The sequence below is a fragment of the Streptococcus sp. GMD6S genome (assembly GCF_000297015.1).
This window is the reverse complement of record NZ_AJRH01000039.1, coordinates 1-13,106: the sequence shown is the minus strand read 5'-3', so window position 1 is coordinate 13,106 and position 13,106 is coordinate 1. Positions and strand designations below refer to the sequence as shown.

The 13,106-nt window shown below is 42.4% G+C and carries 13 protein-coding genes; 7 read left to right on the top strand and 6 right to left on the bottom strand.

Annotation, left to right across the window (positions count from 1 at the left end):
* Both GMD6S_RS06700 and recJ read right to left on the bottom strand, forming a co-directional pair.
* On the bottom strand, positions 1-311 hold a 311-nt coding region (locus tag GMD6S_RS06700), incomplete at its 3' end, for a LysM peptidoglycan-binding domain-containing protein (RefSeq protein WP_000754479.1).
* A 284-nt stretch (positions 312-595) separates the two neighbouring features.
* Positions 596-2,812 carry a single-stranded-DNA-specific exonuclease RecJ gene (gene recJ, locus GMD6S_RS06695; protein WP_008289394.1) on the bottom strand — a complete coding sequence of 739 codons (2,217 nt, stop codon included), beginning with the start codon at positions 2,810-2,812 and terminating at the stop codon, positions 596-598.
* Between the two features lie 177 nt (positions 2,813-2,989).
* On the opposite strand from recJ, the gene GMD6S_RS06690 reads away from it, so the two are divergent.
* From GMD6S_RS06690 to GMD6S_RS06675, 4 genes are read left to right on the top strand one after another with little or no spacing between them, the layout of a single operon-like run.
* Positions 2,990-3,748: an amino acid ABC transporter ATP-binding protein gene (locus GMD6S_RS06690; protein WP_001229579.1), complete on the top strand. Its 759-nt coding sequence runs from the start codon at positions 2,990-2,992 to the stop codon at positions 3,746-3,748.
* A 10-nt stretch (positions 3,749-3,758) separates the two neighbouring features.
* Entirely contained in the window at positions 3,759-4,553 is a 795-nt protein-coding gene (locus GMD6S_RS06685) for a transporter substrate-binding domain-containing protein (protein ID WP_000726200.1), read from the top strand.
* A 12-nt stretch (positions 4,554-4,565) separates the two neighbouring features.
* Positions 4,566-5,243: an amino acid ABC transporter permease gene (locus GMD6S_RS06680; RefSeq protein ID WP_000131156.1), complete on the top strand. Its 678-nt coding sequence runs from the start codon at positions 4,566-4,568 to the stop codon at positions 5,241-5,243.
* Between the two features lie 9 nt (positions 5,244-5,252).
* Positions 5,253-5,912, top strand: a complete 660-nt coding sequence (locus GMD6S_RS06675; protein WP_000443890.1) for an amino acid ABC transporter permease — start codon at positions 5,253-5,255, stop codon at positions 5,910-5,912.
* 39 nt (positions 5,913-5,951) lie between these two features.
* Here the strand turns inward: GMD6S_RS06675 and GMD6S_RS06670 are convergent, their stop codons facing one another.
* The 4 genes from GMD6S_RS06670 to GMD6S_RS06655 form a co-directional block, all read right to left on the bottom strand.
* Positions 5,952-6,974: a YdcF family protein gene (locus tag GMD6S_RS06670; protein WP_000273635.1), complete on the bottom strand. Its 1,023-nt coding sequence runs from the start codon at positions 6,972-6,974 to the stop codon at positions 5,952-5,954.
* A gap of 67 nt (positions 6,975-7,041) precedes the next feature.
* Positions 7,042-7,479, bottom strand: coding sequence for an Rrf2 family transcriptional regulator (locus GMD6S_RS06665; RefSeq protein WP_001167389.1), 438 nt, complete (start codon positions 7,477-7,479; stop codon positions 7,042-7,044).
* A 165-nt stretch (positions 7,480-7,644) separates the two neighbouring features.
* Positions 7,645-8,586 carry a hypothetical protein gene (locus tag GMD6S_RS06660; RefSeq protein ID WP_000801528.1) on the bottom strand — a complete coding sequence of 314 codons (942 nt, stop codon included), beginning with the start codon at positions 8,584-8,586 and terminating at the stop codon, positions 7,645-7,647.
* A 160-nt stretch (positions 8,587-8,746) separates the two neighbouring features.
* Positions 8,747-9,598 carry a metallophosphoesterase family protein gene (locus GMD6S_RS06655; RefSeq protein WP_000161107.1) on the bottom strand — a complete coding sequence of 284 codons (852 nt, stop codon included), beginning with the start codon at positions 9,596-9,598 and terminating at the stop codon, positions 8,747-8,749.
* Between the two features lie 194 nt (positions 9,599-9,792).
* On the opposite strand from GMD6S_RS06655, the gene GMD6S_RS06650 reads away from it, so the two are divergent.
* The 3 genes from GMD6S_RS06650 to thrS all read left to right on the top strand — a co-directional run bounded on the left by GMD6S_RS06650 (position 9,793) and on the right by thrS (position 13,006).
* Positions 9,793-10,158 (top strand): hypothetical protein, encoded by a 366-nt coding sequence (locus tag GMD6S_RS06650; RefSeq protein WP_000760373.1) that lies wholly within the window; start codon positions 9,793-9,795, stop codon positions 10,156-10,158.
* A 270-nt stretch (positions 10,159-10,428) separates the two neighbouring features.
* Positions 10,429-11,052, top strand: coding sequence for a hypothetical protein (locus tag GMD6S_RS06645; protein WP_000966511.1), 624 nt, complete (start codon positions 10,429-10,431; stop codon positions 11,050-11,052).
* Between the two features lie 10 nt (positions 11,053-11,062).
* Positions 11,063-13,006 carry a threonine--tRNA ligase gene (gene thrS / locus GMD6S_RS06640; protein WP_000591026.1) on the top strand — a complete coding sequence of 648 codons (1,944 nt, stop codon included), beginning with the start codon at positions 11,063-11,065 and terminating at the stop codon, positions 13,004-13,006.
* Positions 13,007-13,106 lie beyond the last annotated feature (100 nt).

Sequence of the window (13,106 nt, the reverse complement as noted above, 5' to 3'; positions counted from 1 at the left end):
GGAGTCTTTTCGACAACATCCTCTGTATCTGATACCACGTTCGCAGTGCTAGCTGGAGCACTGTAGGTTGAGCTAGCCTGAGCGGAACCACTCACTTCCAATACATCGCCTGGGTGGATAGTGTCAAAGATGGTTTTTCCATTCATAGCTGCCAACTCATGCGGATCCATGCCGTTTGCAGTTGCAATGGCATAAAATGAATCACCGTCTTGGACAACGTAAGAGTTGGCATGGACAGTTTGAGCCCCAACTGTAGCTAAAATAGCGGTAGAAGTCAAACCAAGAGTCAGTTTCGTAACTGTTTTTTTCATAACTAGATTCCCCTTATATTTTCTTGATAAGAAAATCATACTTGATTTACATGTCAGTTCGTTTAGAGTTATATTTTAGTCATGTTACAAAAATTTATACTTTTACTACATAAGGTTTAAAAGCAGACATCGTATAAAGTGATAGAAGAGAATAAAAATGAATCATTTCCCCAATCTTAACATCAGTAGACCACTCAAAAGACTATCTTATCAACCACTCCCACACCAAGCATTTATCCGTCAAAAAGAGACCGAGATAGGTCATCTCAGTCCCTTTCTATCTATTACTCCATTAAAAAATCATAAATTTCTTGCACTGTCCCCAGCGCCATCATTTCTTGATTTTTTACAGTTTGTTTGAGATTTTGGTAAATCTGACTATCAGCTATTTCCCTTTTCGGCGCTTCTTTATTGACTGTCATGACACCATCTTTGATCGTTACAAAGCCTAGCTCTTCAAAGACTTGAATCATCTTGACCAGCAAGATTTGTTGGATATTGAGATAAGCCGCCAGATCTTTCAGCTTGTAGCGAATATCAAACTCTGGGAACTGGTAAATAGTCTTGTACAATTTTGCAAACTGTTCTCTAGTCCCGTAACCTGTCAGATAGTAGGCCTTGTCAATGTCGTTTTTGAAATAGACAGCTGAGAAATCCTGTTCCTGAAAAATGGTCTTCAGCAAGGTAATATCCTCGGGAATGGTTTTCACAACCACAGCATCACTATTCGCCAAATCCGGCACCTCTCCAGAGAAATCTAAAACTGGAACCCCTTCTGGCAAGACTGCATTCTTCCCACGAATGTTAAAGAGTTGAACACCTTCCACACGTGCATCCACCATCATCAACTGGAGGGCAGTTTGGCCATTCCATTGGTTGACAGACAGGGTGACTGCCAATTCTAAATTCTTGGTTTGAGCAAACTCTGTCGCCCATCTCCCTTGTCCGAAGGCCACCACCTCAAAACTCGCCTCACCCTTGGAAATTTTTAGTTTGAGGTGGGCATTGCCTGCTCCCATAGTACGGGCACTTTCGACATGAAAATCCTTGATATAAAAGACAGGTTTCTGATTATCCATCCCAAAGGGTGCCAAGCGTTCAAAGCTTTTAACCGTTTCTAAACTAAGAGTCTCCAAATCCAACTCTTCATCTAGATTTAACTTATTCTTGCCACCAGCATCTGCACCTTTTTCACGGACATAGTCTTCTAAAACCTGAGATAAATCTGAAAGTTTCTCAACTTCCAGCGTCATTCCAGCTGCACCAGCATGGCCGCCAAAGGCGATAAAGAGGTCTCGATGGGGATCCAGAGCTTCAAAAATATCGACCGCTTCCACACTACGAGCACTACCCTTGGCGCGACCTTCTTCTATATTAAGAACGATGACTGTCTGCCCTAGTTCTTCCAACAAACGACCAGCAACGATACCCAGAACGCCAGGATTCCAGCCTTCCTTGGCCAAAACCTGGACCTTTTTCTCAGGATCAACCATGGTCTTAGCTTCTTCATAGATTGACTGAACGATTTCCTTGCGCTCTTCATTTTTCTGGTGAATCATGAGGGCAATCTCATGAGCTTCCTCGTCGTCAAATCCAGTCAGCAAATCAATGGCAGGATTAGGATCATCCAAGCGCCCCAAGGCATTTAAACGAGGGGCAATCTGGAAACCAACCGTTTCTTCTGTTACTTCATTAGCAGCAATTCCAACCATGTCTAGCATTTCTTGTAGTCCAATGCGCTGGGTATGTCCCAACATTTCCAGACCATATTGGACCAAAATGCGATTCTCATCCGTCAAACTCACCATATCAGCAATGGTACCGATAGCGACCAAATCAAGCAATTCCACTTGCACTTCTTCTAAAAGAGCGCAAGCTAGCTTGAAAGCCACTCCGCATCCGGCCAAATATTTGAAGGGATAATCCGCATCTGGATGCTCAGGGTGAACAATCGCATAGGCATCAGGAAGGGTTTCCGGCATGGAATGGTGGTCGGTCACAATGACATCCACTCCCATAGACTGGGCCAGTTCAATTGCTTCGTGACCCGCAACCCCATTATCCACTGTCACAATCAAGGAAATACCCTCTTGCTCGATAAAGTATTTATAAACACTGGCATTGGGACCATAGCCATCGGTAAAACGATTGGGTAGGTAAACACGGCACTCAGCACCAAGCTGTTCCAAACTTTCCTTCACAATCGAAGCTGAAGTCATACCATCCGCATCGTAGTCTCCATAGATGAGAATGTTTTCCCCTTCTTCAATGGCCTGACGAATCCGTTCCACTGCCTTGTCCATATCATGGAGCAGATAGGGGTCATGTAAGTCCTCTAAAGAAGGTTCTAAAAACTTCTTTAGACTTTCTTCATCCTGAATCCCTCTTTCAAATAATAAGCGAGCCACCTCAGGACCCAGCCCAGCCTTCTTGGCTATCTTTGTAAAATCCGCATCTTCAACCTGCGGGGCAAACTGCCATTCATAAGTAGGAGTTATCAAAAAGACATCCACTCTTTCTAAGAATTCTATCGTTTCATTATAACATGATTTAGGCATTTTCTCTATTCAGATTGCTTTTTTATAACATTTTAGTGAATTTTTTTCAGATATGATTTGACAAGAACATTCTTTTGGTGTAGAATCATGTTATAAAATATAACACAAAGGAGATCTCTCATGGCTTTAGTAGAATTTAAACACGTCGAAAAATATTACGGAGACTACCACGCACTCCGCGACATTAATCTCCGTTTTGAAAAAGGACAAGTTGTTGTCCTGCTTGGACCTTCCGGCTCTGGGAAGTCCACTCTTATCCGTACGATCAATGGTTTAGAGGCTGTTGACAAAGGAAGTCTCCTGGTCAATGGACACCAAGTAGCAGGTGCTAGTCAGAAAGATTTAGTTCCTCTTCGTAAGGAAGTTGGCATGGTTTTTCAACATTTTAATCTTTATCCACACAAAACAGTGTTAGAAAATGTGACACTTGCTCCCGTTAAAGTTCTTGGAACTGATAAAAAAGAAGCTGAAAAAACAGCCCAAAAATATCTGGAATTTGTAAATATGTGGGACAAGAAAGATTCCTACCCAGCTATGCTGTCTGGTGGACAAAAACAGAGAATCGCCATCGCACGTGGTCTTGCCATGCATCCGGAACTCCTCCTCTTTGATGAACCAACATCTGCCCTTGACCCTGAAACCATCGGAGATGTTCTAGCAGTTATGCAAAAACTGGCACATGATGGGATGAATATGATCATCGTTACCCACGAAATGGGCTTTGCCCGTGAAGTTGCGGACCGCATTATCTTTATGGCCGACGGAGAGGTTTTAGTAGACACGACAGATGTCGATGACTTTTTTGACAATCCAAGCGAACCTCGTGCCCAACAATTCCTCAGCAAAATTATCAACCACGAAAGTGACAAAGTCAAATAAGGAGGCGCCTATGAAAAAGAAATTCTTTTTATACGCATTATTGATTAGCCTTTTCAGCCTTACTGCTGCCAAACCAGTCCAAGCCGATACCAGTGTGGCAGACATTCAAAAAAGAGGCGAACTAGTTGTCGGTGTCAAACAAGACGTTCCCAATTTTGGCTACAAGGATCCCAAGACCGGGACCTATTCTGGTATCGAAACGGACTTGGCCAAGATGATTGCAGACGAACTCAAAGTCAAGATTCGCTACGTTCCTGTTACCGCGCAAACTCGTGGACCGCTCCTAGACAATGAACAGGTCGACATGGATATCGCAACCTTCACCATCACAGACGAACGTAAAAAACTATACAACTTCACCAGTCCCTACTATACGGACGCTTCTGGTTTTTTGGTCAATAAATCCGCCAACATCAAAAGTATTGAGGACCTAAACGGTAAAACGATTGGGGTTGCCCAAGGTTCCATCACCCAACGCCTGATTACTGAATTGGGTAAAAAGAAAGGTCTAACCTTTAAATTCGTCGAACTTGGTTCCTACCCAGAATTGATTACTTCCCTTCACGCTCACCGTATTGATGCCTTTTCCGTGGACCGCTCTATCCTCTCTGGCTACATCAGCAAACGGACAGAACTACTAGATGATAGTTTCAAGCCATCTGACTACGGTATCGTCACCAAAAAATCAAATACCGAGCTAAACGACTATCTTGATAGCTTGGTCACTAAATGGAGCAAGGATGGTAGTTTGCAGAAACTCTATGACCGTTACAAACTCAAACCATCTAGCCATACCGCAGATTAAGGAGGACATCCCATGACAGATTTATCATCTTGGACAGCCTATTTTCAGGATTTTGGACAATTTTTCAATGGTTTCCTCTTTACCCTTGCCCTAGCGGTTGGTTCCTTTATCCTCGCCATGGTTTTGGGCATCTTCTTTGGGGCCATGTCAACTAGTAAACGCCCATTCTTGCGTGTTTTGGCTCGTATCTTTGTCGAATTTTACCAAAATACTCCCCTCTTGGTGCAGTTTGTCATCGTCTTCTATGGTTTGCCTCTTATCAGTGAACACACCATCATGATTCCAATTTATTGGACAGCTGTTCTCTGCGTCGGGCTCTATCACGGTGCCTATATTGCGGAGGTTATTCGTTCAGGGATTCAGTCTATTCCTAGTGGTCAGATGGAGGCCGCCTTGTCGCAAGGTTTTACCTATATCAGTGCCATGCGCTTGATTATCTTGCCTCAGGCCTTCCGTATCATTCTCCCACCTTTGACCAACCAAATCGTTAACCTCATCAAGAACACCTCTACCGTAGCTATCATCTCTGGAGTAGACTTGATGTTTGTGACTAAGTCTTGGTCGGCTCTCAACGGAAACTATATCCCAGCCTTTTTAGGTGCTGCTCTTCTCTACTTTGCCCTATGCTTCCCTGTTGCCCAGTTTGGTCGCAAGATGGAGCAAGCCAACAAAAAAGCCTATTCACTTTAGGAGGTTACTATGGAATCTATTTTAGAAGTTTTGACCCCAGATAACCTAGTCTTTATCTTTAAAGGATTTGGCTTAACCCTCTACATTTCTCTGATTGCCATTGTCCTCTCTACCCTGATCGGGACGGTACTTGCGGTTATGAGAAATGGAAAAAATCCTGTTTTACGGATCATCTCCAGCATTTATATCGAGTTTGTACGTAACGTTCCCAACCTTCTCTGGATTTTCACCATCTTTTTGGTTTTCAAGATGAAGTCGACACCAGCTGGCATTACCGCCTTTACCCTCTTTACCTCAGCAGCCTTGGCTGAGATTATCCGAGGTGGCCTCAATGCCGTGGACAAGGGCCAGTACGAAGCAGGAATGTCGCAAGGATTCACTTCAGCCCAAATCCTCTACTACATCATTCTCCCACAAGCAATCCGTAAAATGCTGCCAGCCATCATTTCTCAGTTTGTAACTGTAATTAAGGATACCAGCCTTCTCTACTCTGTTATCGCCCTACAAGAACTCTTTGGCGCTAGCCAAATTCTCATGGGACGCTATTTCGAACCAGAGCAGGTCTTCAGTCTGTATATCCTGATTGCCTTGATTTACTTTATCTTTAACTTTGCTATTTCTAGCTTGTCTCATAAGCTAGCAAAACGTTGGCAACAAGCTGCAGAATAAAAATCAGCTCTCCGCAAAAATGGAGAGCTGATTTTTTGATTACCATAAAATACCTCTATAAGAGAAAATCAGAGCTAAAATCAACAAAACATAGAAAGCGATAAAAAGCCATCTCATCTTCACACATAGAGCAATATATTCTCTAATAAAGGCTGATGGGATATAGTAGGCGGCTGTACGGCAACCAAGACCATCTCCCTTCATCCCAATACGGCGAGCATAGGTACTGGTACGAAAAACATGGTAATCATTGGTCACAAAGAGAAAACGTGGACTGGCCACCAGCTTCTCTCCCATTTCTTTTGAGAAGAGAAGATTCTCATAGGTCGTCGTTGAGTCTTCCTCTAGGAGAATCGCTTCTCTCGGAACATCCGTCTCTTCCAGCAAATAATTACAAATTGCCTGAGCCTCGGAAATCTTCTCATCCCCACCTTGACCACCACTTGCGATGATTTTAACATTGGGATTGAGAGACTGGTGATAAGCTTCTACTGCCTTGTCAATGCGACTCTTCAGTAAGGGAGTGACTTTTTCTCCATTCAACAAGCCTGCTCCGTGAATGATGATAAAATCATAATATTTTTTCTTAGGAATGAAAAGATACAGAATGGAATAAAGCAGAAATCCTGCAAAGGCAAAACCAAAAATCAAATACGAATAAATCAAAAAGAAAAAGATAATATTCACTAGATGATTGGTGTAAAACAAGCCCTTGGTATCGCTCACTCGAATCGCCATGATCACAAAAAAGAATAGAATCACGCAGCCTAATCCTAGAGACAAATAATTTGCCTTGGATTTTCCTTCTTTTTTCAATAACACAAATCCATTATAAATAAGGAAAAAACCACTTAGAAAAACTAAAAGAGGCAGCAGGAGAAAAATCCCTGCAAAGAAAACCATGTGCACTTCTTTCTGCCCAGCTTCGTAAAAAAGATTGGCAATAGACATATAAGAAAAAAGCAGAGACAAAAGCAAGAGAGCTGGATTCCAGAGACTACGATTGTCCCTTAAAAACGAAACGAGAAAAAGTAGGACAAAAAATCCTGTGATAAAGTACATAGTCTCCTCCTTTAATGTCTACATTGTACCATAATTATGGCAATAGAAAAAGAGGAGCCTAGTCCTCTTATTTTGCTATTCTTGCTTCTGCATCTGCCACAACCTGAGCCAGACTCATCTGACGAAGTTGATTTTCCATAGCTACTTGGATATCCAGCAATTTCTGATCCAAGACCTTATGAATATTAGCCCCTACTGGACAGTTAGGATTGGGATTGTCATGGAAACTAAAGAGTTTGCCAGATTTTCCTAGACATTCGACAGCCTGATACACATCAAAAAGGCTAATATCTTGGAGGTCCTTTATAATCTCGGTACCGCCCGTCCCACGCGCAACTGAAATCAATCCTGCTTTTTTGAGTTGCGACAAAGTCTTACGGATAATGACTGGATTAACTCCGACACTAGCCGCAAGAAAATCACTGGTTACCTTGCTGTCTGTATCCTGCATTGCAATAATAATCATCATATGAGTCGCAATTGTAAATCGGCTTGAAATTTGCATCTTCTTCTCCTTTCATTGATATTTTATTCATCTTTTCCCGTATAAACATTATACCTTTTTTGCTTATCCTGTCAAATATTAACAAATGATTACCTTCTCCATGCAAAAAGTCCTGTATCCCTCTTGGTACCCAGAACAGCGGAGGACATACAAAGACTTATTTTTTTATGCAATTTTACGGACAATCCCTTTTGTTTTATGACTTGACCAAACCGAGCTGATAGACACCCCAGCACCAACTAAGGTAAACACAGCTAACATAGCTAGATTATAAAAATAGTTATCTGGGAAATCACCGCTAAAGATTAATTGATTCACCACTCGGAAAGCAAAGGGAAACTCAACCCCTAGTTTGGCAACGACTTCCATCGCCAAGTCAATTTGATTTACTAGAAAGACAGTAATCACCATCCAAATAGAGGAAATCACAATCCCCTTTCGAGATACCTTTCTTCCAAGGATTTCATATCCTTTAATGGTACAAATCCCCAGAACAATACCTGCTACCATAGCTACATAACCTAGACGCGCGATAAATAGAGCAACTGCTCCACCAACCAAGGCTCCTAGCAAGGCACCAACTGCTCCAAGAAGAACATTTTCCTTCTGGTTTTGATAAGAATCTACCTCAATCTGAAGATTACTCTTCAGCAATTGATAACTTTCCTCATTGATAAGGAAAATTGAATCGCCTAATTGATAGAGACCAACGGGGCCCTCCTGACCACTGTAGGCACACACTTGGACGAAATGATGGGTTTCAAGGAATGCAACAAGGTCTGTTATGAGCGTCTGTAGCTTTTCAATTGTTTTTGATTTGCGCATTGCACCTTTTACGACAAAAGAAACAAGGTACTGATTGATAGACAAGGTCGACAAGTTTGGAAGAGATTCACTCTTAAACTCATCCCAAACCAATTCATTTTCTTCTGTATCAGCAGGATTTCCATTCAAACTCACACTGACACAAAGTCGAAACTGATTTTTCACGTCAGTTTCTTGCAGGAAAAGTAAATAGCCTGACTGCGTGCCATAAATACTACGCGAATCTTCGTCAAATTGCATGCCCAACTCCGAGGCAATAGCGTGTAACTCTTCTGGTTTCATTATCTGTCTCCGCTTATTTTGAATATCAATTAGTATGAGATTCAAATTAGTTATATTCCGTTATTCTAACATAAATTTGAGAAGCCGTCAATTCGTATCCAGTTCGACTTATCGCGAAACAGCAGTCACTAGACTATCTGATTTCTAGCTAGAAGTCCTCTTAAAACCAATCTTTCTTGTCTCTTTCCATCCAGAGTTCAACATCCTGATCATAACCTTCTTGTTCACTAATCTGACCTAACAATTCATGGTTATGAGTATGGTGAATCCCATTTACCAAACTTTCATAGTAGACCTGGAAATAGGGGAGCTTCAAATCCTTAGCCAACTGCAATTCAGCTTCTACATCATAATCCACTCGACGAAAATCAACATCAGACAAACCTGCTTCATCAAACTCTATAATCATATACTGAGCCCGTAGATCCTTACGCAACTTCGCATCTAGAAAGAAAGGTTGTCCAATGGAACCTGGATTAAGAATCAACTGTCCATCACTTCCGTAACGAAGCAACTGTTGATGAATATGGCCATATACTGCGATAGACGCGTGTGGATTCGTCACCAATCTATCAAAATCTTCTTGCTTTCCCGTATGAATCAACTCTCTACCCCAGTTTTTATCAGGGAGATGGTGAGTGATTCCTACCATCAAATCACCAAACTGACGATGAACTTGCATAGGTTGATCGTGGAGGTCTTCGATTTCTTTAGGGCTAATTTCTTCTAAGATGTACTGACTTTGGCGCAGGAGATAACGATGACTCACTTTTGTAGGATCTAACTTACGATGTAGGCCTCGCCAGAGACTATTCTCCCAATTCCCCAGCACTCTTGCAGTGATGGGCAAGCTAGCTAAGAGGTCCAATATCCTTCTACGCCCTGTTCCTGGCATCAGAATATCTCCCAAAAGCCAGTACTCATCTACCTCTGCCGCTCTTGCATCAGCCAGAACAGCTTCCAAAGCTGTCGTATTTCCATGTATGTCTGAAAGAACTGCTATTTTGGTCATTCTTTCTCCTCATTTCCTCTTACTTCTTCTGTTAGTATTATAGCAGAAATGCCATAAAATAGAGTCGTTTCTGCTCTCCTAGAAAACTTGGAAAATCACTCCTTTCTTGCTATAATATAAGTAAAGAGAATCCTCATTTATAGCAAGATACTCTTCAGTAGCACTCTTTTAACAAGGATTGGAGGACTATTGCCATGAAAAAATATCTTAAGTATATCCCATACTACCTTGTCATTTTCTTCTTTTACTGGCCCCTCTATGAGCTATTCTTACTACTCATCACTGACCCATATACACTGAAGGAACTGTACATTAACAACATCATCCTCTTTTCACCTTTAGCAACCTTCATCGTATCCCTTCTTTATAGCTACCGGTTTCATTTCTCACTTTGGTGGTTGCTGGGTATTGGACTGCTCTATTGCTTTACCATCATCACCTTTGGTGAGTTCATTCTTCTTTATCTCGTAGCCTATGAAATCTTCGCCCTACTTGGTATGGCATCAGGTAGAGGTCTTAGCCATCTTACAAACAAGCAGAAAAGTAAAAAAATAGGATAAAAGCCTTGAAAATTCTCGCAATCATGCTATAATAATGCATAGAGACAAGTCACTTAGTCCCTTTCTACTAGAGAGTGCGTGGTTGCTGGAAACGCATAGAAAGCCTAAACTGATACTACTCTACTGACTTTTATGAAAACATAAAACGGTGGCTACGTTAAAGCCAATCTGAGGTGTCCCTCTTTTTGAGGAACATAAATGAAGGTGGAACCACGTTGCGACGTCCTTTTATGGATGTCGTTTTTTGTTTTGTCAGAAGGAGGAAGAACGATGCTTTATATGATTGGCGGATCGCCTTGTAGTGGAAAGTCAACAATTGCCTCACTTCTTGCTAGACAGTATCAACTACTTCATATCAAACTGGATGATTTGGTAGAAGAGATGATGAGTCAAGCAAGTGCAGACTCACAGCCAATTTGCCTTCTTAGGCAGGATAGAAATCCAGAACAAATCTGGATGAGAAATCCAGAAGAGATGGCAGATGAAGAATGGCGCTTTTATGAAGAGATTTTTCCTTATGTAAAATCTTACTTGATAAAAAATCAAAACAGACCTCTCTTGGTGGAGGGAGCAGGACTTTTGCCTCACTTGGTAAAGGAGCTTGAATGTCAAGCATCATCCTATCTATGCTTGACTCCTACAGCTGATTTTCAAAAAAAGCATTATATACAGAGAGAATGGGTTCCTTATGTCTTAGAGGGTACAACCAACCCCGAGCAAGCTTTTGAAAACTGGATGCAACGAGACATTCTTTTTGCTCAAATGGTTCGTAAGGAAGCGGTGCTATTAGGCTATCCTAGTCTCGTAACAGATGGTAGTCAATCAGAGAATCAGACTGCGGAAGAAGTTGCTCGGCTCTTAAAATTGTCCAACAAAAATAGAATAAATATTTAAGGAGAAAACCATGATTAAGATTACTTTCCCAGATGGCGCTGTTCGTGAATTCGAATCTGGCGTTACAACTTTTGAAATTGCCCAATCTATCAGCAATTCCCTCGCTAAAAAAGCCTTGGCTGGTAAATTCAACGGCAAACTCATTGACACGACTCGTGCTATCACTGAAGATGGAAGCATCGAAATCGTGACACCGGATCACGAAGATGCCCTTCCGATCTTGCGTCACTCAGCTGCCCACTTGTTCGCCCAAGCAGCTCGTCGCCTTTTCCCAGACATTCACTTGGGAGTTGGTCCAGCTATTGAAGATGGCTTCTACTACGATACGGACAATCAGGCTGGTCAAATCTCTAACGAAGACCTGCCTCGTATCGAAGAAGAAATGAAAAAAATCGTCAAAGAAAACTTCCCATCTATTCGTGAGGAAGTAACCAAAGACGAGGCCCGTGAAATCTTTAAAGACGACCCTTACAAGTTGGAATTGATCGAAGAACACTCAGAAGACGAGGGTGGTTTGACTATCTACCGTCAGGGTGAATACGTGGACCTTTGCCGTGGCCCACACGTTCCGTCAACAGGTCGCATCCAAATCTTCCACCTTCTCCATGTAGCTGGTGCTTACTGGCGTGGAAATAGCGACAACGCGATGATGCAACGGATCTACGGTACAGCTTGGTTTGACAAGAAAGACTTGAAAAACTACCTTCAAATGCGTGAAGAGGCCAAAGAACGTGACCACCGTAAACTTGGTAAAGAGCTTGACCTCTTCATGATTTCACAAGAAGTCGGACAAGGACTTCCATTCTGGTTGCCAAACGGTGCGACTATCCGTCGTGAATTGGAACGCTACATTGTCGACAAGGAGCTGGCTTCTGGCTACCAACACGTTTACACTCCACCACTTGCTTCTGTGGAGCTTTACAAGACTTCTGGTCACTGGGATCATTACCAAGAAGACATGTTCCCAACCATGGATATGGGTGACGGTGAAGAATTCGTTCTTCGTCCAATGAACTGCCCACACCACATCCAAGTCTTTAAACACCATGTTCACTCTTACCGCGAATTGCCAATCCGTATCGCTGAAATCGGGATGATGCACCGTTACGAAAAATCTGGTGCCCTCACTGGTCTTCAACGTGTGCGTGAAATGTCTCTCAACGACGGTCACCTCTTTGTTACTCCAGAACAAATCCAAGAAGAATTCCAACGTGCCCTTCAGTTGATTATCGATGTTTATGAAGACTTCAACTTGACTGAATACCGCTTCCGTCTCTCTCTTCGTGACCCTCAAGATACTCATAAGTACTTTGACAACGATGAGATGTGGGAAAATGCCCAAACTATGCTTCGTGCGGCCCTTGATGAAATGGGTGTTGACTACTTTGAAGCTGAAGGTGAAGCAGCATTCTACGGACCAAAATTGGATATTCAGGTTAAGACAGCCCTTGGAAAAGAAGAAACCCTTTCTACCATCCAGCTTGACTTCTTGCTTCCAGAACGCTTCGACCTCAAATACATTGGAGCTGACGGTGAAGAGCACCGTCCAGTTATGATCCACCGTGGAGTTATCTCAACTATGGAACGCTTCACAGCCATCTTGATTGAGAACTACAAGGGTGCCTTCCCAACATGGCTTGCACCACATCAAGTGACCCTCATCCCAGTATCTAACGAAAAACACGTGGACTACGCATGGGAAGTTGCTAAGAAACTCCGTGACCGCGGTGTCCGTGCAGACGTAGATGAGCGTAATGAAAAAATGCAGTTCAAGATCCGTGCTTCTCAAACCAGCAAGATTCCTTACCAATTGATTGTTGGGGATAAGGAAATGGAAGACGAAACTGTCAACGTTCGTCGCTACGGCCAAAAAGAAACACAAACTGTCTCAGTTGATGACTTTGTTCAAGCTATCCTTGCTGATATTGCCAACAAATCACGCGTTGAGAAATAATACTCTTCGAAAATCAAATTCAAACCACGTCAACGTCACCTTGCCGTACTCAAGTACAGCCTGCGGCTAGTTTCCTAGTTTGCTCTTTGATTTTCATTGA